Consider the following 24,741-nt stretch of genomic DNA (forward strand, 5'->3'; position numbering starts at 1 on the left):
TTTCGAGGATCCTGAGCGGCGACGGGCGCTGCTCTCAGCCCAAGGCTTTAAGCGGCGTCTGCCTTGACCGGCTCACCCTTGACGCGAACTTCCGAAATGGCGCTGCGGACGACGCGGATGCGCACGCCTTCGGCGATCTCGACTTCCAGTTCCTTTTCGTCGATGACCTTGGTGACCTTGCCGACGATGCCGCTGGTGACGATCTGATCGCCGCGACGGATGTTCTTCAGGATCTCGTCACGCTTCTTCGCCTGAGCACGCTGCGGACGAATAAGAAGGAAATACCAAACGACCATCAGCGGCACAAACAGGATGATCATTTCAAAGCCGGAACCGCCGAAGGCACTCGCGGCCGAATCTGTCGCGCTCTGCGCATATGCGTTGGTGATAAACATCGAGAACTCCCTTGAACTCCGAGCGGGAACAGGCCCCGCGTCAGGTGGCCGGAATATAGTTACGCGCATGACGAATGCAACAAAAACAGCCGTCAACCGTACCGTTTTCCCGGTCTGTTAGCCTTTCAGCCCCCAAAGGAGCATGATACCCGGCAAGACAGCGCGCATTTTACGACTTTCTTGTTCAATATTCAGGAGGAAATGGTGACTGAAGACCAAAATGCCCTGATCCTTGCCGAAGTCCGCCGCCTTGCCGATGCGCTTGAACGCCTTGCCGGGCCGGCTCCGGCCATCAATGACTGGAACGCCGCCGATTGTTTCGTCTGGGCCCCCGCCCGGCTTCATCTGCAGCCGGTGCCACGACCGAACCGTGTGGCGCTGACCCTCATTCGAGGCGTCGATCATGTGCGCGACATTCTGCATGAAAACACGCTTCGCTTTGCCGAAGGTTTCGCCGCCAACAACGTCCTGCTCTGGGGCGCGCGCGGTATGGGCAAATCGTCTCTCGTCAAGGCCGTGCATGAAGACGTACGTCGGACGACCGGCGTTTCGCTGAAATTGATCGAAGTCCATCGCGAAGACATTTCCTCGCTGCCGGTGCTGCTCGATATCCTGAAAGCCGTTCCGCACCGCATCATCATCTTCTGTGATGACCTCTCCTTCGATCACGACGATACGGCCTATAAGTCGCTGAAGGCGGCGCTGGATGGCGGCGTCGAGGGCCGGCCGGACAATGTGCTGTTCTATGCGACCTCCAATCGGCGCCACCTGCTGCCGCGTCATATGATGGAGAACGAACAGTCGACAGCCATCAATCCTTCGGAAGCCGTGGAAGAGAAGGTTTCGCTCTCCGACCGATTCGGCCTTTGGCTCGGCTTCCACAAATGCAGCCAGGAAGATTATCTGCAGATGATCGATGCCTATGCTGATCACTTCAAGCTAGAGCTCGATCGTGCACAAATGCATCACGAAGCACTCGAATGGGCAACGACCCGTGGCGCCCGCTCCGGTCGTGTCGCCTGGCAATATATCCAGGATCTCGCCGGACGGCAGCGCATCGTGCTGGAACGGGATTGATCTTCGACCAATCAGGCCCTGAACGACAAAAAGCCCGGCACTGACCGGGCTTTTTGCAGAGTCCTTGAGACGCACTACCTATTCAAGGAACGTCATTGGGTTGACCGGAGCCGAATTCTTGCGGACTTCGAAGTGCAGCTGCGGCTGGCTGACATTGCCGCTCATACCGGACGTTGCCAGCGTCTGGCCGCGCTGAACCTTCTGGCCGCGGGTTACGTTGAGCGCATCGGCATGGCCGTAGACCGTAACGGTGCCGTCGTCGTGACGGACGAGAACCGTGTTGCCGAGCTCCTTCAAGCCGTTGCCGGCATAGATAACGACACCGTTTTCAGCAGCCTTGACCGGCGTGCCCTCGGGAACGGAGATGTCGATACCATCGTTGCGGCTGCCGTTGACGTTGGAGCCATAGCCGGCAACCACGGCACCGCGAACCGGCCAGCGGTACTTGCCGATGCCGGTTGCTTCCGGCGCATCGGCCTGCGCATCCGATTTCGCGGCATCGTTGATGGACTGGCTCGGAGAAGCGGAGGCAACTTCCTTCGGCTTGGCAGATGCATCGCTTGTGGTATCCGCATGAGCGACAACCTTCGGAGCCTGCTTTGCGATCGGTTCGGCGGCCGCCTGCTTCGGCTCTGCGACCGGCGTAGCGGTGGGCTTGGCCGAAACCTTCTGCGGCTCGATGGAAGCGGTCTTGACCGGGTCCGCAGCGGCAACGGCGCCGTGCGGCAATGCCAGCGCCTGGCCGATGCGGATGCCGTCGCCGGCCTGCATGTTATTCGCACGCTTTAGTTCGGCGACGGTAACCCCGCTCTCCTTGGCGATGCGAGCAAGCGAATCGCCCGGCTTGACGACGTAAGTGCCGGCGCCCTTCGGGATCGGCCCCTTGCCATTGCCGGCTGCAAGCTTGTTGGGATCGGCGAGACCCGCCTGGGATTTGCCGCGCATCTGGTTGCCGGAAGGCAGCGCGAGGGCTTCCTGCTGCGGCGCCTTGACCGGGGCCGGCATCTTGCCGCCCTTGGAAAGGTCCGTTGCTTCAGACGCCATCTTCGCTGGACTTGAGGCACCGGCGCCATTCATCGTCGGGATGATGATCTGCTGACCCGGCTGAGCACCGGCGCCGTTACGCAGGCCGTTGGCGCGCAGGATTTCCTTTTCCGGAACGCCGTAGCGGCGCGACAGAAGCGCGATGTTTTCGCCCTGGCGCAGCGTTACGCTCGGCGCGTTGACCGTGGTCCAGCCGGGAGACATCTCAGGTGCTGCCGCCGCCTTGATCGTGCCGGTCGACATCGCATCGGGTGCGAGAGCCGGCGCCGCGCGAGAGCCGTTATTGCTGCGCGATGCCGGGAACGGCTGAGCAAGCGCCTCGGTTTCGGTGCGCGAACCACCGCGGGGACGAGCGGCACTGGCGGAAGCGCTGGGAGGAGCAAGTTCGGTGCGCTGAATTGCGACAGGTGCAGTTGATGCACGAGCGCTGGAGTAGGACGGGTTATAGCGAGCCGGCGAATTCGGATAGGGTTGCGACACCGGTGCACTCTGCTGCGAATAATCCTGCTGACCATAACCGCCGGCTTGCGCGACATCGGCGCGCGGCACCGGATCGCCATTCGGACCATTCAAGCCGCGCCGGTTGATCGAACCGGTCGTCACATTGTCCGTCTTGTTGAAGAGCCCGCTGAACCGGGTCGTGTCTGAGCTACAAGCCGTCGCGGTGCTCGCCAGAAGAATGGCCACCAGGACTTTCCCTGCCGATTTACCGAAATTCGAAGAAAGACTGAAACCCATGACTCGACCCACTTGAGACGCAACCGATTATGGGTCGATTAAAGCGCGTTAATCTTACCATGCGGTTAAAGCACTGGTGCGGCATGTGTTTTTTTGAGGAATTGCTAACCATAGAAGATGAAACGGCGCCGAGACGCCATGTTTCACAGGCATTATCCCGAATTGAGCCTCAAAGATAAGAGGCGAGCATCGGCACGATCGGCTGATAGGGAACATCGAACAGCTCTTCACGCTCGAAGCGGCTGCCCGTCTTTGTCAGCCGCACCAAACGGCAGACATCGTCCGATACCATCAGCGGCGCGATCATCGATCCACCCGATACCAGCTGCTCGGCATAAAAGCGCGGCATGGTCGGAAATGCGGCGGTGACCAGAATGCGGTCGAAGGTGCCCTCGCCCGGCAGGCCGGCGCTGCCATCTGCCTGGCGGATGACGACATTGCGCAGCCCGAGCGTATCCATGCGCTGCTGCGCCGAGGTGGTCAGCGTCTTGTAGCGGTCGATCGTCAGGACACGCTCGACGATTCGCCCCATGACCGCAGCGGTGAAACCGCTCCCCGTCCCGATTTCGAGAACACGGTGTCCCGGCTTGATCTTCAGACTGTGAAGAATGCGCACGACCAGATCGATGCCCTCCATGAAGGAACCGCAATCGATCGGGATCGTGCGGCTGGAATAGGCATCATCGGTAAATTGCGGCGGCACGAAAGGCAGGCGCGGCGTCTGCTCGACCGCCGTCATCAGATCGATATCCAATATGCCTTCCGCCCGCAGCCGCAGAACCACGGCCGCAAAGCCTTCCTTTTCCACCAAACGAGGTGTCAATCCGCTACTCCATACCGAGCGCCCGCGCCACGCGGTCCTGCGCCGAATAATCCGTCAGATCGAGTTTCAAAGGCGTTACCGAAATACGATTTTGTTTCAACGCCTGAATATCGGTTCCCGGACGGAAGATACCACTGCGTTCGCCGAAGCGAAGCCAATAATAAGGGAAGCCGCGACCGTCAGCCCGCTCCTCCACCTGCACGTTGAAAGCGAGATTGCCCTGCGCCGTCACTTCCGTCCCATCGACCTCGCCGGGACGACAATTCGGAAAATTGAGATTGAGGAAGGTACCATCGGGCAGGTCGACATCCATGAGCTTGCCGAGCAGGGCCGGTGCATGCGCCTCGGCCACGTCCCAGGGCACGACGCGCGCGCCGTTTTCATAGAGATAGGCCTGGCTCAGCGCAAAGGAGCGCACACCTTGCAGCGTACCTTCGATCGCGCCGGCTATGGTTCCGGAATAGGTCACATCGTCGGCGACATTCGAGCCGGAATTGACGCCCGAAAGCACCAGATCCGGCTTGCCGTCCATAACCTGGCGGATGGCCATGATGACGCAATCGGTCGGCGTTCCCCGGAGCGCAAAGTGCTTGTCGGAAACCTTGCGCATGCGCAGCGGCTCGGGAAGGCTCAGCGAATGTGCGAGACCGCTCTGATCCGTCTCGGGCGCGACAACCCAGACATCATCAGACAAGGTGCGGGCGATACGCTCCAACGCAGCCAATCCTTCGGCATGAATGCCGTCATCGTTGGTCAGAAGAATACGCATCGCCCCACCGCTCGATTATGCTGCTTTTTCGATCCTCTTCACACCACCCATATATGGCAGCAGTGCGTCCGGAACAGTGACGGAACCATCGGCATTGAGATAATTCTCGAGAACGGCAATCAGACACCGGCCGACTGCCGTGCCGGAGCCGTTCAGCGTGTGAACGAACTTGGTGTTCTTGTCGTCCTTGCCGCGATAGCGTGCATTCATGCGCCGCGCCTGGAAATCGCCGCAGACCGAGCAGGACGAAATCTCGCGATAGGTATCCTGCCCCGGCAGCCAGACTTCGAGGTCATAAGTCTTGCGCGCGCCGAAGCCCATGTCGCCGGTGGAGAGCGTCATGACGCGATAATGCAGGCCGAGGCGCTTCAGCACTTCTTCCGCGCAGGCCGTCATCCGTTCGTGTTCGGCAATGGAGCTTTCGGCATCGGTGATGGACACCAGCTCGCACTTCCAGAACTGATGCTGGCGCAGCATGCCGCGCGTATCGCGACCAGCGGAGCCTGCTTCCGAACGGAAGGACGGCGTGAGTGCGGTGAAGCGCAGCGGCAGCTTCTCCTGATCGAGAATTTCGCCAGAAACGAGATTGGTCAGCGATACCTCAGCCGTCGGTATCAGCCAGCGGCCGTCCGTGGTCTTGAAGGAATCCTCTGCGAATTTCGGCAGCTGACCTGTTCCGAACATTGCCTCGTCACGCACCATCAGCGGCGCACTGACTTCGGTATAGCCGTGCTCGCTGGTATGCAGATCGAGCATGAACTGGCCAAGCGCCCGTTCCAGGCGTGCGAGCTGCGAGGTCAGCACCGTGAAGCGCGAACCGGAAAGCTTGGCGGCACGCTCGAAATCCATGTAGCCCAGCGTTTCGCCAATATCGAAATGCTCTTTCGGCTCATGGTTCCAGGTCGGCTTGGCGCCCCAGACGCGCTTGACGACGTTGTCGTGTTCATCCTTGCCGACGGGTACGTCCTCGAGCGGGATGTTCGGGATGCGCGACAGCGCGTCGTTGAGCTCCGCCGTCAGCGCGCGCTCTTCCTCTTCCGCAGCCGGGAGCGTGGTCTTGATGTCAGCGACTTCGGCCTTCAGCTTCTCGGCAAGCTCGCTGTTCTTCTGCGCCATAGCCGCGCCGATTTCCTTGGAGGCGGCGTTACGGCGGGACTGCATATCCTGGACGGACTGAATGACGGAGCGGCGCTTCTCGTCGAGCGCAATGAGGCTTTGCGACAGAGGCTCCGCACCGCGCTTTGCAAGCGCCGCATCGAAAGCCTCGGCATTCTCACGAATCCATCTGATATCAAGCATCTTCGTTCCAGGTCGTTTGACATGAGTACAGCTCCGACCGAGGTCTCGGTCGGAGGTCGAAACGGCAAATACCTGGGAAACGAAGCGGAGGCTTCCTCGCCTAGACGTTATCCGTCTTGGTGATCTCGGAAGTCCCGCCAGTCTCTTCAAGCGCTTGCCGGGTACGCTGGCGTTCCACGAGTCGCGCCGCGTAGATGGAAATCTCGTAGAGAAGGATCGTCGGCAGTGCAAGGCCGATCTGGGACATCGGATCCGGCGGCGTCAGCACAGCGGCAACGATGAAAGCGAAAACGATCGCGAATTTGCGCTTTTCCGCCAGCCAAGTCGACGTCAGCAGGCCGACGCGCGCAAGCAGCGTCGTGATGACTGGAAGCTGGAAGACGAGGCCGAAGGAAAAGACCAGCGTCATGATGAGGCTCAGATATTCCGAGACCTTCGGCAACAGCGCGATGCCGACCTGACCATCGGCTGGCGCCTGCTGCATCTTCAGGAAGAACCACATGACCATGGGCGTGAAGAAGAAGTAGACGAGCGCGGCACCCATCAGGAACAGGATCGGCGACGCGATCAGGAATGGCAAGAAGGCGGAACGCTCGTTCTTATAGAGACCCGGCGCCACGAACTTGTAGATCTGCGCGGCAATGATCGGAAATGAAATCACCAGGGCGCCGAACATGGCGACCTTCACCTGCGTGAAGAAGAATTCCTGCGGGGCCGTGTAGATCAGCTCGGCCTTGGAGAGGTCGAGATGCGCCCATTCGACCGCCCATTTATAGGGATAGACCAGATAGTTGAAGAGATGCTTTGCCACGGCAAAGCATCCGATGAAGGCAATGAAGAAGGCTACGATCGACCAGATGAGCCGCGTGCGCAATTCCATAAGGTGTTCGATAAGCGGCTGCGGCTTATCATCGATATCACCCGTCATGCCTGGTCCTTCTTCTTGGGCGTTTTAGGCGTCGCCTTGCTGGCGGTAGCGGTCGGGCGCTTCCTGGGAGCTGGAGACGCCTTCTCTGCGGCAGCGGCGGTCGCGACTTTGCTTGCGGCTCGTTTCGGCTTTTCCGTTACGACGGGCGTCTGGACGGCGGCGGCCGCAACATCGTCGACCTTGGCGACCGGCTTCGGGCGCGGCTTGCGCACGGCCTTCGGCTTTTCGACGGCTGCACTTGCCACCGCTTCGCTCGCGGCAGCGGATGGCTGGGCAGCGGGCGCGACAAGCGGGGCAGGATCGCTCCGGGCCGATGTGGCCGAGAGCGCCTCCGGCAAGCCGGACGAAACGCCCGGAACCGGCTCGGATGGCAAGGGCGTTGCAGCGGGTGCAACCTTGTCAGTGCTGGTCGCGCGCTGCAGATCGGCCTTTATCTCATTGCCCATCTCGCGCAGCGGGTTCATGGCTTCCCGCAACGAGTTGACCGGATTGAGCTTCTGCGCATCGGCGATCGTCTGGCGCACGTCGTCCAGCTCCGCTTCGCGCATGGCCTCGTCAAACTGGGCGCGGAATTCGCCAGCAACCTTCCTCGCCCGGGCCGTCATCTTTCCTATTGTCCGTAAGGTCGCCGGCAATTCCTTGGGGCCGATCACCACCAAGGCCACGACGGCAATAATCACGAGCTCGGACCAGCCTATATCGAACATGCAAAGGCTCCTGGGCCAACGGCAAGCCTCTCAGCTTGGCGCCCGCCCGACATGATTACTTCGTTTCGTCAGCCTTATGCTCGACAGTGCGGGACGTCGTCTGCGTCGACGTCTCCTCGTCGTCGTTCATGCCCTTCTTGAAGCTTTTGATGCCCTTGGCGACATCACCCATCAGCTCCGGGATCTTTCCACGGCCGAACAACAAAAGCGCGATGGCCAGGACGATGAGCCAGTGCCATATGCTTAGAGAACCCATTACTTTAACTCCCAATTACAGTGTCTTTCCGATGTAAGACGTTTGCGGATGTTTTTCAAACACCAAAATTTACTGCATCCACGCATATCGGGATGATGAACGCCCATGCGGGTGATCAAGCGTCTCCAAGCCGAGAGGATGATTTGTATATTTGCATCCGCTGATGGCGAAAGAGAGACTTTGCCGGTGGTTTCATGAAAATTTATGGAGAGCGCAGCAACCCGTTCCAACGGTCACCAAATGGCTCAATCGCTGGAATTTGCGCCAGTCGGCGGCAGGATGCCAAGCTCTTCCAGATCCATCTGGGTAATCGGATCCTCGTCTTCAGTCAGCTCGTCGTTCATCAAGGGCGACGGGATGTTGAAATTGGCGGGAATCCGGCCGGATAGTAGCCCTGCCCCCTTCAACTCTTCGAGACCAGGCAGGTCGCGCAGCTCTTCGAGGCCGAAGTGATCGAGGAAATCGCGCGTCGTGCCAAGCGTGACCGGCCGCCCCGGCGTGCGGCGGCGGCCGCGAAAGCGAACCCAGCCGGACTCCATCAGCACGTCAAGTGTGCCCTTGGAGGTCTGCACGCCTCTGATATCTTCGATCTCCGCACGCGTCACCGGCTGGTGATAGGCAATGATGGCCAGCACTTCGAGCGCGGCGCGGGACAATTTTCGCACCTCGCTCTCGTCGCGCCGGATCACGAAGGAGAGATCCGCGGCGGTGCGGAAGGCCCAGGCTCCATCCACCTGCACGAGATTGACGCCGCGCGAGGCATAATCGGCCTTGAGCTTCTGCATGACGGCGGCAATATCGACGCCGCGCGCCACGCGCTCGGCGATGAAGGCTTCGGAAACCGGTTGCGCCGAGGCGAAAACCAGCGCTTCGGCGATCCGCTCGGCCTCGCTCAACCGGCGCTCGTCGATCTCAAGCGTTTCCGCCTCCGCTTCCATATGCTCGTCGTTCGGCTCGTTCACGCCTGTCCCCGCCCTATTCCGCTGCTTCCAGCGACGAATGCTTCGGCCCCCGCCGCATATAGAGCGGCTGAAACGCGCCTTCCTGGCGAATTTCCAGCTGACCCTCGCGCACCAGTTCGAGCGAAGCCGCAAATGCGCTGGCGATGGCCGTTACGCGATCGCTGGCAGTCGTCATATAGCTCAGCAGGTAATGTTCCAATGCTGTCCAATCGGTGATCTCGCCGATCATACGATCGAGAATGACACGGGCATCGGCGAGCGACCAGACACGGCGCTTCTCGATCGTCACCTGCGTCACCGCTTGGCGTTGACGCAGGCTGGCATAGGCCGTCAGAAGATCATAGAGGCTGGCATCGAAAGCGGATTGGCGTCGATCGGGAATATGTTCCGGTGCGCCGCGCGCAAAGATATCCCGGCCGAGACGATTGCGATTGACGAGGTCGGTGGCCGCATCGCGCATGGCTTCCAGGCGCTTCAAGCGGAAGGCGAGCGTCGCCGCCATCTCCTCGCCGGTCGGGCCGTCTTCCTTGCTCTGCTGCGGGATCAGCAGCTTGGATTTCAGATAGGCGAGCCATGCGGCCATGACGAGATAATCGGCCGCGAGTTCGATTCGAATGCGCCGGGCGCTTTCGATGAACTGAAGATATTGCTCGGCAAGCGCCAGAACGGAGATGCGCGACAGATCGACCTTCTGGGTGCGCGCCAGATGCAGCAGCAGATCGAGCGGTCCTTCGAAGCCGGCAAGATCGACGACAAGCGACGGCTCGTGCGAGCCGCGCTGCGCCTCGCCCTCCTGCCAGAGCTTGTCCATCGGCGTTGCCGCCTGCTGAAGCTTGTCCGTGCTGCCGCTCACTCTGTCACCCGTCCGTTCCTCGAAGTCCGGTTTACGCCACTGCGACCATCGCGTCGAATTCCGCCCGAATCGAGGCTTCATCGGCGCCATCATTTTTGCCGAATGCCGCTTCGACCGCCTTGGCCCTTGTCAGCGACGCACCCGCCAAAGCGGGAACATTGCGAACGACCTGCTGCATTTCGTCCATGACGCCATTGCAATGCAGCACGATATCGCATCCGCCCGCAATAATATTTGCTGTACGTTCGCCGATCGTGCCCTTCAGCGCATTCATCGAGGTATCGTCCGACAGGAGCAGCCCCTGGAAACCGATATGCCCGCGAATGATCTCCTCATTCACCTTGCGCGACGTCGTGGCCGGGTTTTCCGGATCGATATCGGTGAAGACAACGTGGCATGTCATTGCCATCAACTCGTCCTTGAGAGCCACGAAGGGCGCGAAATCATGCGCCTCCAGCTCCGCACGCGGCACCGAGACGACGGGCAGTTCGTGATGCGAATCGGCAAAGCCGCGGCCGTGGCCGGGCATGTGCTTCATCACGGGCAGTACGCCACCGGCTTTCAGACCTTCCGCCGCAGCACGCCCCATCTCCGTCACCGTCACCGGATCGGAGCCATAGGCGCGATTGCCGATGACATTGCTCGATCCCTCCACCGGCACGTCCAGCACCGGCAGGCAATCGACATTGATCCCGAACTTCAGCAAATCGAAGGCATGCAGCCTCGACATGAGCCAGGCGGCCCGCAGGCCGCGTTCACGATCCTGACGGTAGATATCGCCAAGCGCCTGCCCCGAAGGGTAATGCGGCAGGATCGGCGGACGGATGCGCTGCACCCTGCCGCCCTCCTGATCAATGAAAACAGGAGCATCGCGCCCGACGCTGTCACGCAGGGACGCAACGAGATCGGCGATCTGCGCCGGCTCGGAAATATTGCGCCCGAACAGGATAAAGCCCCATGGCTGCTCCCCCTGATAGAAGGAACGCTCTTCGGGCGTGATGGAGTGGCCGCTACAGCCGAGGATCATGGATTTCGATTCGGTCATATCCGAATCATAAGGCTTGCTCCGGGAAATGCGAGTGACGTCAAGCCGAGATACACAGGAACAGCATATTTCAAACGAAAACGGCGAGCCGAGGCCCGCCGTTTTTATCAGTTCCGTATCCGATCCTTACTTCGAGATCAGGCAGGTGCCGCCGGCGGCGCGATAGCGCGTGCAGATGGCTGCGGCCTCATCCTTGGAGCCGGCGACGACGCGGACGCGATAGTAGGTGCCCTTGCCGGCGATATCGGCCTTGCGGATCTCAAGCGGATGGTTGCCGATGACGCTGGCGAACTTGACCTTGAGGTTCGCCTGCGACTTCTGCGCATCGGCCTCGGTCGGCAGGGATGCGATCTGGACGCCGTAAGCACCGCCACCCGCGGCAGAGGCCGCAGCCGGAGCTGCCGCAGCAGGACTTGCCGATGCAACCTGCTTCGGCTGAGCCTTGGGCTGAGCTTGAACTTGGGCTTCCTGGGCCGGAGCAGCGGTATTGGCCTTGGCGGCGGGCTCGGGACGTGCCGTCGGAACCGGGTTCGTCTTGACGACGCGGATCGGCGTGCTTTCGGCGCTGGCGGCATCGCCGCTATCGGGCTGGGCTGCGGCCGGCGGGTTTGCCTGAGACGGGCGCGGATTGGCCGACGCGACCTGATTGTTCGCGGGCTTCGCAACAGCGGTCGTCGTCGTATCGACGGCCGGCTCGTCACGCGGAACCAGCGAGCCATCCGGCTTGACGATCATCGTGCGGACCTTGCGCGGCGAAACAGCCGGCACCTGATCGTCGCCATTGGCGGCGACATTGGTGTTTCCCCCGTCCTGGTTGGGCAACAGGCGCGGATCCTCGGTTTCGCCGACCGGCGTCGACGTGACCTGATCGGCGCTGCCGTCATCCGGAGAAACCGCCTCTGGGATCAGGGTCTTCTGCACGACATCGACAGGCTGCTCGTTGGAGGAGACGAGAGCCTTCTGCTTCGGCGCTGCAGTGCTGTCGCCCGCCACGCGGTCGTACACGGCCTTGTCCTGATTCGGGACCACGGTGCCACCCGGATTTTCCGGGGCGACCTTTACCGGGTCGCTATCGGCGGTGATCACGCGCGGCTCGCCGGAGAAGCTGGAGATCGGCGCACCGTGGCGGATCCAGCTATAGGCGCCATAGGCGCCGACACCGAGAACCACGATGACGGCAGCGGCGGTCGCAATGCCCCGCATGGAGCGCACAGGGCGGCGGCCGCCTGCGGCCGGGTTCAGCGTCATTCTGGCAACGTTCTCGACGGGACTGGACGCTTCGCGGTAGCTGCGGCGGAAATCTTCTTCCAGCGCACGCTCGAACTCGTCGAACTCCTCGATGGGCTGCTTGGCAACGGGTGCAGCGGGTTGGGCAGCCGCGTTCTTCGACCACGAGGCCGCAGCGGCGGCACCGCCGAGCATGGCAGCGGCAGCCGGCTTGATCGGCTCGGATGCGGCTTCCTTGGCAGGCGTCCCCAGAAGGCTCGCCATCTCCGAATCGAGATCGAAATCATATTCCGGCGGAACGACGACCGGCTCTTCCGGCTCGATCGGCGGCAGGTGCGGAACATGCGAGCCCTCGAAGGTCTCGACACGATCCTCCGTCTCGGAGATTTCAGTGGGATCGAAAGGCAGTGCCTGTTCGACCTCGAACGTGGGAGCGGCAGGCACGACCGGCATCGGCGCTGCCTGGATCGGCTGCGGCGCTACGGCGGCAGCGGCAGGAGCGACCTGCGCCGGCATGACCGGCGTTGCGCGGGAAACGATCGGCTCTACAACGGGCGCTGCCGGAGCCGGCTGCCGCGCATCGGAGGATTTGTCGGCTTCGGCAAAATCGAGACCGGCAAGTTCCATCTCGATATCGGCAAGATCGAATTCGAAATCCTGACCGGCGAACGGATCCTCCGCATCGAAGGCGATCGGCTTCGGTTCTTCACGCGACAGCGCAGCCGCAGATGCAGCCGGCGCTATCGACTGTTCGTCAAACGAAGCGCTGAAATCGCCGAAGGCCGGCTCGTCCGGCGCAGCGGCCCTGGAGGGGACCGGATACCGATTCACATCAGCCAGCAGGGCATCGATCTCGGCGGCAAGCGCTGCGGGATCGGCCTTGGCGATCTTTGGCGGCTCGGGCGCCTTGAAGACAGCCGGAATGGGCTCAGGCTCTACGGGCTTCGAAGCCGGTTCCTGAGCGATGAAAGGCTCGACAGGGCCAAGCTGCTCAAAATCCGGCAGCTCGTCGAACATTGCTTCGGCGGGAGCTGCCGGGGGTACTGGCGGCGCAATGGAGGGCGCCGGCTGCTCGCGCGGCGCAACCGGGGTTGCCAGTGTGAAATTGGCTATCGGCAGCCGCATCGTGGCAGCAGCGGATTGCGGCGTCTTGGCGACCGGAGCCACCACTGGCCGTTCGGCGGGCGCAGCTTTCGGCGCCGGCTGCAGAGCAGGCGTAATCGACATTTCCAGCTCGTCGATCAGGTCACGAGCGCCGAGCGTCGGCTTGACGGGAGCAGCAACCTGCTGGGCAGGCTCCTCAAATTTCGGCTCGGCCCGCACGGGCTCGACTGGAGCCTGGCTTGGAGGAGATACCGGCTCCGTCGGGACGGAGATGTCATTCGCCGGACTCATTCGCGGCGTATCGTACCGCTCGAATTCGCGAAGAAGCTCGTCTTCGAGATTGAAGGCAAGCTCCTGCCGCTGAGCCGCAGGAGTTGCTTGAGCAGCAGAGCGCGGCTCAAAACCTACGATACGAGCGAGTTCTGCGAGCGGATCATCATCCGCAAAGAACTCGTCGTTTCCGCTTGCGCGATACGCCAACTGTTTTTCTGCCATCACCCGTTCCACTCGCAAACACTACAGTTAATGCCAGCGCAATGTGGGTAAATGGTGACGTTTATCGCATTTCGTCAGGTGCTGCGGTCCCGGTTATACCAAGACCCGACTTCAAAACCGACGCGACAGCGTACACCAGCCCAAGTCTGGCAATGCTCAATTCTCGGTTCTTATCGTTAACAAAACGTAATTCAGGTAAATCTTTACCTTTATTCCAGTGTCCATGGAAGGAACTTGCCAGGTCGTAAAGGTAAAATGCGATGCGATGCGGCTCTTGCGACTGCGCTGCAGCTTCGACGATTCGCGGGAACTCCGCAATCTTTGCGACAAGCTGTAGTTCGGCCGGATCGGAGATCGCGCCGAGGACCGCCTTCGACAGATCAAGCGAGGTAATATCGATATCCGGGAAGGCTTCCTTGGCCTGACGGAAAACGGACATGCAACGGGCATGCGCATATTGCACGTAAAAGACCGGATTGTCCTTGGACTGCTCGGTGACCTTGGCAAAGTCGAAGTCCAGGGGCTCTGAATTCTTCCGGTAGAGCATCATGAAGCGCACGGAATCGCGGCCGACTTCATCGACGACTTCGCGCAGCGTGACGAAATCGCCCGAGCGCTTCGACATCTTCACCGGCTCGCCATTGCGATAGAGCTTGACGAGCTGGCACAGAAGCACGGTCAGCTTCGCCGCACCATCGGAAACACCGCGCGCGACCGCCTCCAGCCGCTTGACGTAGCCACCATGGTCGGCGCCGAGGATGTAGATCATCTCGTTGAAGCCTCGGTCGAACTTGTTCTTGAAGTAAGCAACGTCGGCAGCGAAGTAAGTATAGGAACCATCCGACTTGATCAGTGGACGGTCGATATCGTCGCCCACTTCCGTCGAGCGGAAGAGCGTCTGCTCGCGATCTTCCCAATCTTCCGGAAGCTGTCCCTTCGGCGGCGGCAGCGCGCCCTTGTAGACATAGCCCTTGAAGGTCAGGTCATTGATCGCGGTGCGGATCAACGCGGCACCATTGGCATGCAGGGTGCGTTCGGAAAAGAACACGTCATGTTTGACGTTCAGCGCTTCCAGGTCTTCCTTGATCATCGCCATCATCGCGTCGATGGCGCGATCCTTGACGATGGGAAGCCATTGCTCTTCCGGCATGCCGCGCAGCTTGGTGCCGAATTCCCTGGCGAGCGCCTCGCCGACGGGAACCAGGTAATCGCCAGGATAGAGACCCGCCGGGATCTCGCCCACCTGCTCGCCAAGCGCTTCGCGATAACGAATGAAGACGGAGCGCGCCAGCACGTCGATCTGCGAACCGGCATCGTTGATGTAATATTCCTTGGTAACCTCATAGCCGGAGAAGGCCAGCAGGTTTGCCAGCGCGTCGCCGACAACGGCGCCGCGGCAATGGCCGACATGCATCGGCCCGGTCGGGTTGGCCGAAACATATTCGACATTGACCTTTTGCCCCTCACCCAGCTTCGAGCGGCCGAATTTCTCGCCTTCGGAGATCATCGTCGATAGTAGACGTTGCCAGTAGCCGACCGAGAGACGGATATTGATGAAGCCGGGGCCCGCTACCGAAACCTCGGCAACGTCGGCGTCCTCCTTCAGCTTGGCGACGATAATCTCGGCAAGCGCACGCGGATTTGTGCCCAGCGGCTTGGACAGAACCATGGCCGCATTGGTGGCGACATCGCCATGGCTGGCGTCGCGCGGCGGCTCCACGCCGATACGTCCGAAATCGACTTCAGATCGCTTTTCCCTCACAATATCAATTTGCTCGAGAGCGTTCTTAATTCTTACTTCGAAGTCGGTGAAAAGGTTCATCATATTGTCCACGCATAGCTTGATCAGGCCGCTATCGGCCCGACGCCGCCGCTGCCTACCGCAAATCGGGAGTCTGGTCAAACAGGCGCTTGTGGGCGCTGATGGCGTAGGTATCGGTCATGCCGGCCAGATAGTCGCCGACATGCCTTGCCTTGGGGGCGATCGCAAGCCCGGCGATATGGTCGACCCAATAGTGGCTCTGCATCTCCTTGGGATTTTCCATATAGGCGTGGAAGAGATCCGTTACGATCTGCGCCGCGCCGGCACGAATCCGCATGATGTCGGGATGGCGATAGATGCGCTTGAACAGCATCTGTTTGATCAGCCTGTCGGTTTGCGCCATGTCAGGCGAAAAGGTCGCGACGACGCGGCCGGCGGCCCGGATGTCGGCGACATTGCCCGGCCTGATTTCGGCAAGTGCCTGCTGCGATACGGCAATGACATCCTCGACCATACGGGTGATCTGGCGGCGCATGATTTCGTGCGTGTAGCGGCTCGGCTCCAGATGCGGATAGCGCGCCCTCACCTCGGCCATCAGCCCCGCGAGAAACGGCACTTCCTCCAGCATATCGAACGTCAGATAGCCGGAGCGCAAACCGTCGTCGATGTCATGCGTGTTGTAGGCGATGTCATCGGCAATCGCGGCAACCTGCGCTTCGAGGCTGGCGAAGGACGCGATTTCGAGATCGTGGATTTCGCAATAGTCGAGAATCGGCTGCGGCACCGGCCCGCGAATGCCCTTGCCATCAGGCGTCATTAGCGGGCCATTGTGCTTGACCAGGCCCTCGAGCGTCTCCCAGGTGAGATTGAGCCCGTCGAAATCGGCATAGCGGCGCTCGAGCTTGGTAACGATGCGCAGCGACTGGGCATTGTGATCGAAGCCGCCATAGGGCAGCAGCATCTCGTGCAGCGCATCCTCGCCGGTGTGGCCGAAAGGCGTGTGGCCAAAATCGTGAACCAGCGCCACGCCTTCCGCCAGATCTTCGTCCACCTTCAGAGCACGCGCCAGAGCGCGCGCGATCTGCGCCACCTCGATCGTATGCGTCAGCCGCGTGCGGTAGTGGTCGCCATCTTGGGCGATAAAGACCTGCGTCTTGTGCTTAAGGCGCCGGAAAGCGGTCGCGTGGACGATCCGGTCGCGATCGCGCTGGAATTCGGAGCGCGTGGGGCTCGCCCCCTCGTCGTAGAGCCTTCCGCGCGATGCCCAGGGGTCCGTTGCATAGACCGCCTTCTCACCATATCCAAAACCCAATGCATGCGTATCGATCGTCATTACCAATCCATTCCGGCATCTGGCCCCCGCACAATCATAGATGCGAAGGTCGTTTCATCATACCCGGCGAAGGCGTTGCTCGCAGATCGGAATATAGTATCCCATCGCGAAGCGGTGACCCATTGACGCCGCATTGCGGCCTTCATACCTATAGACAAGAAAACAGCAAAACGGTGCGTGGCTCAACCACATAACCAAAGCTGTCACCGGCCTGGCTTTCATGATAAAGGCTATGGATATCAGCCGTTTGAAAGTTCGACGGCCTATTTGGTTCTCTCCGGATCTTGACCCCGGCAGGAGGAAAGCATGACTGAGACTAACGTTACCCTATCGGACGCCGCGGCGAAGCGAATCGCTGCGATCGTCGGCGCAGAGACCGGCAAACGCGCGCTTCGTGTTGCCGTTGAAGGCGGCGGCTGTTCCGGTTTCTCCTATAAATTCGATCTCGTCGAAGGCCCGGAAGATGACGATATCGTTGTCGAAAAGGACAACGCCACCGTGCTGATCGACCAATTGTCGCTGGTCTATATGGCCGGTTCCGAAATCGATTTCGTCGATAACCTGCTCGGCCAATCCTTCCAGATCAAGAATCCGAATGCGGTCGCAAGCTGCGGCTGCGGCACGAGCTTCTCGATCTGAGGCTTTCCCCTTTTCCACAGCTTGATCGCCGGCCGGGAGCCATCGCTCCGGGCCGGTTTTGATATGGGCTGTAGTCAAGCCCGTCGGCTGCAGATACAACAGGGCGAAGCAAAGGAATGAGCTATCCATGAAAATCGCCACCTGGAACATCAACGGTGTCAAAGCGCGTATTGAAAACCTCTGCCAGTGGCTGAAGGATTCGAGCCCGGACATCGTCTGCCTGCAGGAGATCAAGACGGTCGACGAAGGTTTTCCGCGGCTGGAGGTCGAGGCGCTCGGCTATCATGTCGAGACCCACGGGCAGAAGGGTTTCAACGGTGTCGCCATCCTCTCAAAGATCAAACCCGACGAGGTGACGCGGGGGCTGCCCGGCGGCGACGGGGATGAACAGTCGCGCTTCATGGAAGCGGTGTTTTCCGTGCCGGGCCACGGCGCTCTGCGCGTCTGCTGCCTTTATCTGCCGAACGGCAATCCGGTCGATACCGAGAAATATCCCTATAAGCTCGCCTGGATGGAGCGCCTGCGCAAATTCGCGTCGGATCGCCTCGCGCTCGAGGAGCCCCTCGTGCTCGCCGGCGACTACAATGTCATTCCGGAGCCGCATGACTGCTTCGATCCGAAGGTCTGGGAAAGCGATGCGCTGTTCCTGCCACAGACGCGCCAATCCTTCCGTCAGCTCGAACATCTCGGCTTTATCGATGCCGTGCGCGCGACAACGGATGCGGTGAAGCTTTACTCATTCTGGGATTACCAGGCCGGAGCATGGCCGAAGAACAATGGCATCCGCATCGATCACCTGATGCTCTCGCCGGAAGCTGCCGATCGACTCACTGCGACGGCAATCGAAAAGCATGTGCGCGCTTGGGAAAAGCCTTCCGACCACGTCCCGGTCATCGCGCATCTCGATTTCGCCAACTAAAGCATTCCAGGAAAAGGTCTCGCGGTTTTCCGTCCGGACTGCACAGGAAATAAAAAGACAGAGCGTCTTCGCGATCCGAAGGAAAGCGGAAAGGCTTAGACGTCAGCCTAAAACAAGAGAGTTCGGCAACCGCCCCCATCGCGGCAACGGGGCAGTGAAAGCCGGCAATCAGTCAGAGCCGGCGACGTCAAGCTGATGGGCCATGGAGACCGCCACGCGACGGTCGTTCTCATTGGCAACGGAAAATGCCTGCTCCTGCAGGTCTTCCATCCAGCTGCAGTCCTTCGGCTTGCACTTGTCCAGTGCCGCCGTCATGAAGGCGAGACCCCGGATGGATTGACCTTCCTGGAACAGGATATTGCCGAAGACGGCCATGGCACCCGGATGGCCGCTCTTGCGTGCCTGGTTCAGCCACTTCTTGGCCTGCTGCACATTGGTGGCGCCGCCCTCGCCCGTCAGCATCATCTGCGCGAGCTGAAACTGCGCTTCAGGAACGCCGAAGGTGGATGCAACCTGGAAATAAAGCTGGCGGGCCTGATTGAGATCGATCTTGACCGGGCTGTTGGCAATACCGGTCTTGTAGTAGCTGGCAAGCGCAAGCAGCGCGTTGATAAAGAAGCCGGTATCTTCCGAACCCGGCTCCACGCCCTGCTGGGCGATCTCGCTATAGATCTTGAACGCTTCGAAATCGTTCTGCGTCACACCGTCGCCATCTGCATACATGTTGGCGAGAGCCCAGCGCGAGCCCGTATGGCCCTTTTCGGCGGCATAACGATAGGCTTCGACCGCCTCTTCCTTCTGCCCGTTCTTGTAGGCCTTGAAGCCGAACTTGAAGAGGTCGAACGGACCCGATTCCTTGGTGACACCGGCATTGATATCGAATGCCTTGGCTTGACCTGCCAACACCACTGCCGTGGCAAGGGACAGGCTGAGCATCATGACTCTCGCTGATATGAACTCGGACTTAAACATAACAGTCGATTTCTTTCGCTCCATTCGGGCCTGTCACGGCGCTTGCATGAACGCCGTCAGTTTCGCGAATGTTTTCCCTGATGGCGCATGAGACTGGATCATCCTTTGCAAAGACGGTTCCCATGGCATTCAACCGAGGCTGTTTGCCACAATTGCGAGCATAGCTTGCAATTATGTCCAAACCAGCATTCGTGCGGCCGTTATCGCATCCCATCGCCGACCCTGCGCTCTCATTCGCTTGCCGAGGAGTGAGATCGAACGTCGTCAGGCTGACGGTTTCCCTTGGCGGACAAAGACTTTTCCCCTGCATCGGAAGCATCACGGCCCCGATCCCGGATTGTTGCTTATGCCAAAGTGGAAGTTCACCCATCGATCGTTTACGCACTTTCTACAAGGCCAACCCCTGTGCCCACGTAATCGCTGCTCCCCATTTGTGGCGGGAAATGGACAAATTGTAATCTGATCACGTGGCTGCAATGTCTTGAAATAGAGTGTTGCTAATTCGTCACAAAGATTTGACCGACCTTGTGACTTCCTTAACCATAAATCCGGCAAAGAGGCCGGTTTGACGCTTCGACCCATCCAAGCCAGGCAAAGAAAAGCCGCGGGACTTGTACAGGCCCGCGACCTTGTCGATATGATGAGGCGATAGACGATAAGCTTGTCAATCCAACGACTTATCGTCAGAAGCTGACTTTCACCGACGTCTGAAGAGCGGCGACCAGGTCATTGCCGAAGCTATAGGTCGCATCATCGCCATAGACGATGCCGCCGCGGGTGACAGGCCCGGATTTGCCTGATGTCATGAGGCCAAGCGCGCCGCCGAAGTTGAACTGAACGTGCTCCGTCGCCTTGTAGGCAACACCTGCGCCGAGTGTCCACGTGTCGGAGTTCATGCCGTAGCCGTCGCTCGTACCGCGATCCCAGCTCAGGCTGATCGCGCCGCTCCATTTGTCATTGAATTTATGCCCGATACCGCCCGTGATGGTCCAGCCGTCGCGATACAGAAGGTCAAGCGAGGTCAATTGCGTCGGACCGCCGGTCCTGCAGGCTATGCTGCGGGTCGAGGTCGGGCAAAGGGCGATGCTTTGCAGAACGCTCCAATTCGTCCATTTGACCGAGCCGAAGGCCAGCCAGTCCGGCGCGATGCCACTCTGCACTTTCCACTCCAGCGAGTCCGGGGCATCCGCAGACCCGAAGACGGAGGTGACCGAGCCGAAGAACGGCCGAATCGGCGGCAGCTCGGTCAGATCCACACTGCCCTTGAGATTGTCGTACTTGACCCGGCTGTTATAGACGAGGCTCGTGCGGAAGGCATATTCGGGGATTTCATAGGCCAGGCCGGCGCGCCAGCCCCAACCGTGACCGTCCACATCGAGCGAGCCGACGCCGTCGTAGACAGAGGAAAGCGGAGCCGGGATGGCCGAGACGAGGCGTGATTTGAAACCGCTGACCTCCTGGTAGAAGCCGCCGCCGATGATGCGAAATTCGCCCGGACCTGCATCGAACTTGTACGAGCAGGTCGCTCCATAATTGTTCGTGCGGACCTTCACCTTGATTTCATTATTGGCGCCAGCCCAGTTCTTACCCTCATAGAGATACCCGCCGAATGGCTGGGAATAGTCGGCCATGCAGTCGATGTTGTCGGTGATGCCGATCTTGAAGGCGGCATAAGGCATCGCGTAATTTTTCGAGGCATCGGTCGAGTGGCTTCGGTTATTGAGATTGCCGTCTGTCGGATCGATGTCTTTCGCATTCTTCAACTTGCGGTCCGGCATGACATAGGTAACGCCGGACTCGAAGACATAACGACCCTTGTCGAAGAGCAAGTCGATGTCATAACCGGAACGATCGAGGCCGCCCGCAAAGGCTGCGCTCGCAAAAGACGTACCGATGACGAATGAAACTGCGCTCCTCAACGCAATAGAAAATGCCATTGTAACTCCCCCACGTGTGCATTCGCTTTTTCGATTGTTGCGACGATCACTTGAATTGGCAATGCGGCCTACAAGGGATGAAACCCGGTAAAAGAGTGATTGATTTACGTAAGAAAACGAACTGCGCCGCACAAAAACTGTGCAATTAGGTAAATTTTTCCTTTTTAATGTCATTTTCTTCCCTGCTTAGATTTTTATTCTTCGCGGCAATAATTCTGTTACAATATGACAACAGCTCTGTTTTTCACGAACAGCGAGCGGATTCCATGTAATATGTTTTGCCTGTGTGAAACTGGCGGTGGATTAGGGCGCACGGCTCAGTTCATCGACATCGAATCAAAGAAACAAACAAGAAAGGCACGCAACGTAAGCCGCGTGCCTTGCATCAAATTTGAAAGCATGTCGTGCAAAGGCGTACAGTGATTTGCGATTACGACATGCACAAGATCAAGAACTTAGGCGAATCTGAAAGATCCGCGATACGCTTCAGTTCTCTCTTTCTCAGCTCGCTTCACTGACCCGTGCCAGTGCCACCTTCAGGCTCGCCTGTTGCCCTTCGAGTTCACCGAGGCGCTCACGTTCGGCGGCGACCACATCCGGATTCGCGTTCGCAACGAACTTCTCGTTCGAAAGCTTGCCGTTGATGCGCGCGATCTCCTGGTCGTTCTTGGCGATCGCCTTTTCAAGGCGCGCCTTTTCGGCCGAGAGATCGATGAGGCTGCCGAGCGGCAGGCAGACGGTCGCCTCGCCGACAACGATCTGTGCCGCACCTTTCGGCGCGGTATCGGCAAGCGAGACCGCTTCCACACGCGCCAGCCGCTTGATGGCGGCGTCGTGACGGAATAGTCGCTCCCGAGTCAGGCTGTTCGCATCGACGACCACCAGCGGAGCGGTCGCTGCCGGAGGCACGTTCATTTCCGAGCGCACCGAACGAATGCCGGAAACAAGGTCGATCAGCCAGTTGATTTCATCGGCGGCAACATCATCCGCATAGGAAGGCGTCGGCCAATCGGCATGGCAGATCAGGCCGTCGCGCTCATTGCCCTCGCCGGCCGTATGCGCCCAAAGCTCTTCGGTCATGAAGGGCATGAACGGATGCAGCAGCTTGTAGGTTTCTTCGAGAACATAAGCAGCGCAGGACTGGGCTTCCGCCTTGGCGTTCTTGTCGTCACCGTTGAAGATCGGCTTCAGCAGTTCAAGATACCAGTCGCAGAACTGGTTCCAGATGAAGCGATAAAGCGCGCTTGCCGCATCGTTGAAGCGGAAGCTTTCCAGCGCTTCGGTAACGTCGCGCTCGGCACGCGCCAGCTCGGTCAGGATCCAGCGATTGACAGTGAGTTCGGCTGCTTCCGGCACGAAATGCGGGTCGCTCTTGGCGCCGTTCATCTCGGCAAAGCGCGTCGCGTTCCAGAGCTTGGTGCCGAAATTGCGATAGCCGGCGATACGGGCCGGATCGAGCTTCACGTCGCGCCCCTGCGCCGCCATGATCGCCAGCGTAAAGCGCAGGGAATCGGCGCCGTACTGGTCGATCAGTTCCAACGGATCGATGACGTTGCCCTTGGACTTCGACATCTTCTGTCCGTTCTTGTCGCGCACCAGCGCATGGACATAGACCGTGCTGAATGGCTCGACAGGCTCGCCATTCTCATCCTTCATGAAATGCAGGCCCATCATCATCATGCGGGCAACCCAGAAGAAGATGATGTCGAAGCCGGTAACGAGGACATTCGTCGGATAGTAGCGCGCCAATTCCGGCGTCTCATCCGGCCAGCCGAGCGTCGAGAACGGCCAGAGCGCGGACGAGAACCAGGTATCGAGCACGTCTTCGTCGCGCGTCAGGATTTCGCCCGGCTTGAAGTTCTCCAGCAGGTCCTCGACATAGGCCTTCATCGGCCCCTCATGCGAGAGATAATGCTGGATCGCCGCCTGCAGTGCCTCTTCTTCGGTCTTCTCAACGAAGACCTGACCATCCGGTCCATACCAGGCGGGAATCTGGTGACCCCACCAGAGCTGACGCGAAACGCACCACGGCTGAATGTTTTCCATCCAGTCGTAATAGGTCTTGTCCCAGCTCTTCGGAACGAGCTTCGTGCGGCCGTCGCGGACGGAGGCGATCGCCGGTTCGGCAAGCGTCTTGGCGTCGACATACCACTGCTCGGTCAGGCGCGGCTCGATCGGCACGCCGCCACGGTCGCCATGCGGAACCATGTGCTTGTGCGGCTCGACCCTATCCAGCAATTCGGATTCTTCGAAAATGCGGACGATGATCTTGCGCGCCTCGAAGCGATCCTTGCCTTCCAGCTCGTCCCATGCGCCATGCAAGGCGGCCGGATGATCGAGACCTTCGAGGAAATCCTCGTTGTCCTTGATGGTTATGGTGGCTTCCGGGGTCAGAATATTGACGACGCGCAGACCGCGGCGCTTGCCGACTTCGAAATCGTTGAAATCATGCGCAGGCGTCATCTTCACCGCGCCCGTGCCAGCCGTCGGATCCGGATATTCGTCGCCGACGATCGGGATGCGGCGACCGACGATCGGCAGGATGACGTGCTTGCCGATGATCGACTTGTAGCGTTCGTCGCTCGGATTGACCGCGACGCCGGTATCGCCGAGCATTGTCTCGGGACGGGTGGTGGCGACGACGAGATAGTCGCGCGTCTCCCATTCCGTCGGCTTGCCCTCGTCATCGAAGGCAATCGGATGCTGATAGGTGACGCCCGGCTCCAGCGGATAGCGCAGGTACCAGAGATTGCCGTTGACCTCGTGCTGCTCGACCTCGATATCCGAAATCGCGGTCAGCATCTTCGGATCCCAGTTGACCAGCCGCTTGTCGCGATAGATCAGGCCTTCCTTGTAGAGCGTGACGAAGACTTCGAGAACGGCCTTGGACAGGCCCTCGTCCATGGTGAAGCGTTCGCGCGACCAGTCGCAGGAGGCACCGAGGCGCTTGAGCTGGTTGAAGATCAGGCCGCCCGATTCCGCCTTCCATTCCCAAACCTTCTCGATGAAGGCTTCGCGTCCCATCTTGTGGCGATCCGGCTGCTGGCGTTCGGCCAGGCGACGCTCGACGACCATCTGCGTGGCGATGCCGGCATGGTCCATACCAGGCTGCCAGAGAACGTCCTTGCCGCGCATGCGCTCGAACCGCACCATGATGTCCTGCAGCGTGTTGTTCAGCGCATGGCCCATGTGCAGCGAACCAGTCACGTTCGGCGGCGGAATGACGATGGTGAAGGTTTCCGCACCCGGCTTGGCGTTCGCGCCGGCGCGAAAGGCGTCGGCCTCATCCCATTTTTGGGCGATCTTCGGTTCGACGGCGGCGGAATCATATGTTTTGTCGAGCATTTTATGACCGGATCTTGAGGATTGGATGATGCGGGTTGTAAATAGGATGGCTGTGGGCAAGTCAATAAAAAAGCCGCCCCGGAGCCCGGAGCGGCGGATCTGCTACCCGAAG

20 protein-coding genes are annotated in these 24,741 nt (G+C 59.9%); 3 read left to right on the forward strand and 17 right to left on the reverse strand.

Going from position 1 to position 24,741, the window contains the following annotated elements; all coding sequences use genetic code 11:
• Positions 1 to 47 precede the first annotated feature (47 nt).
• Positions 48 to 395 carry a preprotein translocase subunit YajC gene (yajC, locus tag DQ393_RS06430; RefSeq protein ID WP_047634659.1) on the reverse strand — a complete coding sequence of 116 codons (348 nt, stop codon included), beginning with the start codon at positions 393 to 395 and terminating at the stop codon, positions 48 to 50.
• Positions 396 to 596: 201 nt separating this feature from the next.
• Here yajC and DQ393_RS06435 point away from each other — a divergent pair, with 201 nt between their 5' ends.
• Positions 597 to 1,472: an ATP-binding protein gene (locus tag DQ393_RS06435; protein ID WP_210260578.1), complete on the forward strand. Its 876-nt coding sequence runs from the start codon at positions 597 to 599 to the stop codon at positions 1,470 to 1,472.
• Positions 1,473 to 1,550: 78 nt separating this feature from the next.
• Here DQ393_RS06435 and DQ393_RS06440 read toward each other — a convergent pair whose 3' ends face one another.
• The 13 genes from DQ393_RS06440 to DQ393_RS06500 all read right to left on the reverse strand — a co-directional run bounded on the left by DQ393_RS06440 (position 1,551) and on the right by DQ393_RS06500 (position 16,817).
• Positions 1,551 to 3,254, reverse strand: a complete 1,704-nt coding sequence (locus DQ393_RS06440; protein WP_112340949.1) for a LysM peptidoglycan-binding domain-containing M23 family metallopeptidase — start codon at positions 3,252 to 3,254, stop codon at positions 1,551 to 1,553.
• 169 nt (positions 3,255 to 3,423) lie between these two features.
• Positions 3,424 to 4,077: a protein-L-isoaspartate(D-aspartate) O-methyltransferase gene (locus DQ393_RS06445; protein WP_112340950.1), complete on the reverse strand. Its 654-nt coding sequence runs from the start codon at positions 4,075 to 4,077 to the stop codon at positions 3,424 to 3,426.
• 4 nt (positions 4,078 to 4,081) lie between these two features.
• Positions 4,082 to 4,846, reverse strand: a complete 765-nt coding sequence (gene surE, locus DQ393_RS06450; protein WP_112340951.1) for a 5'/3'-nucleotidase SurE — start codon at positions 4,844 to 4,846, stop codon at positions 4,082 to 4,084.
• Between the two features lie 15 nt (positions 4,847 to 4,861).
• Entirely contained in the window at positions 4,862 to 6,145 is a 1,284-nt protein-coding gene (gene serS / locus DQ393_RS06455; RefSeq protein WP_112340952.1) for a serine--tRNA ligase, read from the reverse strand.
• 100 nt (positions 6,146 to 6,245) lie between these two features.
• A complete protein-coding gene (gene tatC / locus DQ393_RS06460) occupies positions 6,246 to 7,073 on the reverse strand; it encodes a twin-arginine translocase subunit TatC (RefSeq protein WP_112340953.1) in 828 nt (275 codons plus the stop codon).
• Entirely contained in the window at positions 7,070 to 7,780 is a 711-nt protein-coding gene (gene tatB / locus DQ393_RS06465) for a Sec-independent protein translocase protein TatB (RefSeq protein ID WP_112340954.1), read from the reverse strand. Before tatB ends, tatC begins: the two co-directional genes overlap by 4 nt.
• A gap of 55 nt (positions 7,781 to 7,835) precedes the next feature.
• Positions 7,836 to 8,036, reverse strand: coding sequence for a twin-arginine translocase TatA/TatE family subunit (locus tag DQ393_RS06470; protein ID WP_112340955.1), 201 nt, complete (start codon positions 8,034 to 8,036; stop codon positions 7,836 to 7,838).
• A gap of 245 nt (positions 8,037 to 8,281) precedes the next feature.
• A complete protein-coding gene (gene scpB / locus DQ393_RS06475) occupies positions 8,282 to 8,974 on the reverse strand; it encodes an SMC-Scp complex subunit ScpB (protein WP_112341072.1) in 693 nt (230 codons plus the stop codon).
• A 37-nt stretch (positions 8,975 to 9,011) separates the two neighbouring features.
• Positions 9,012 to 9,809: a segregation and condensation protein A gene (locus DQ393_RS06480; protein WP_112341073.1), complete on the reverse strand. Its 798-nt coding sequence runs from the start codon at positions 9,807 to 9,809 to the stop codon at positions 9,012 to 9,014.
• A gap of 73 nt (positions 9,810 to 9,882) precedes the next feature.
• A complete protein-coding gene (gene nagZ, locus DQ393_RS06485) occupies positions 9,883 to 10,896 on the reverse strand; it encodes a beta-N-acetylhexosaminidase (RefSeq protein WP_112340956.1) in 1,014 nt (337 codons plus the stop codon).
• Between the two features lie 126 nt (positions 10,897 to 11,022).
• Positions 11,023 to 13,722 (reverse strand): SPOR domain-containing protein, encoded by a 2,700-nt coding sequence (locus DQ393_RS06490; RefSeq protein ID WP_112340957.1) that lies wholly within the window; start codon positions 13,720 to 13,722, stop codon positions 11,023 to 11,025.
• 61 nt (positions 13,723 to 13,783) lie between these two features.
• Positions 13,784 to 15,544, reverse strand: coding sequence for an arginine--tRNA ligase (argS, locus tag DQ393_RS06495; protein ID WP_112340958.1), 1,761 nt, complete (start codon positions 15,542 to 15,544; stop codon positions 13,784 to 13,786).
• 55 nt (positions 15,545 to 15,599) lie between these two features.
• Entirely contained in the window at positions 15,600 to 16,817 is a 1,218-nt protein-coding gene (locus DQ393_RS06500; protein ID WP_112340959.1) for a deoxyguanosinetriphosphate triphosphohydrolase, read from the reverse strand.
• A 306-nt stretch (positions 16,818 to 17,123) separates the two neighbouring features.
• On the opposite strand from DQ393_RS06500, the gene erpA reads away from it, so the two are divergent.
• Together erpA and xth are read left to right on the forward strand one after the other, a co-directional pair.
• Entirely contained in the window at positions 17,124 to 17,456 is a 333-nt protein-coding gene (gene erpA, locus DQ393_RS06505; RefSeq protein ID WP_112340960.1) for an iron-sulfur cluster insertion protein ErpA, read from the forward strand.
• A gap of 127 nt (positions 17,457 to 17,583) precedes the next feature.
• Positions 17,584 to 18,375 carry an exodeoxyribonuclease III gene (gene xth, locus DQ393_RS06510; protein ID WP_112340961.1) on the forward strand — a complete coding sequence of 264 codons (792 nt, stop codon included), beginning with the start codon at positions 17,584 to 17,586 and terminating at the stop codon, positions 18,373 to 18,375.
• A gap of 168 nt (positions 18,376 to 18,543) precedes the next feature.
• Here the strand turns inward: xth and exoR are convergent, their stop codons facing one another.
• The 3 genes from exoR to DQ393_RS06530 all read right to left on the reverse strand — a co-directional run bounded on the left by exoR (position 18,544) and on the right by DQ393_RS06530 (position 24,629).
• The gene (exoR, locus tag DQ393_RS06515) at positions 18,544 to 19,347 is read right to left on the reverse strand and encodes an exopolysaccharide production regulator ExoR (RefSeq protein ID WP_112340962.1); all 804 of its coding nucleotides are present in this window, start codon (positions 19,345 to 19,347) and stop codon (positions 18,544 to 18,546) included.
• Between the two features lie 683 nt (positions 19,348 to 20,030).
• Positions 20,031 to 21,284 carry an OmpP1/FadL family transporter gene (locus DQ393_RS06525; RefSeq protein ID WP_112340964.1) on the reverse strand — a complete coding sequence of 418 codons (1,254 nt, stop codon included), beginning with the start codon at positions 21,282 to 21,284 and terminating at the stop codon, positions 20,031 to 20,033.
• A gap of 501 nt (positions 21,285 to 21,785) precedes the next feature.
• Positions 21,786 to 24,629, reverse strand: coding sequence for a valine--tRNA ligase (locus DQ393_RS06530; RefSeq protein ID WP_112340965.1), 2,844 nt, complete (start codon positions 24,627 to 24,629; stop codon positions 21,786 to 21,788).
• Positions 24,630 to 24,741: the final 112 nt, after the last annotated feature.

The organism is Martinezella tropici (assembly GCF_003287875.1).
GTDB classification, from domain to species: Bacteria; Pseudomonadota; Alphaproteobacteria; order Rhizobiales; family Rhizobiaceae; genus Rhizobium; species Rhizobium tropici_C.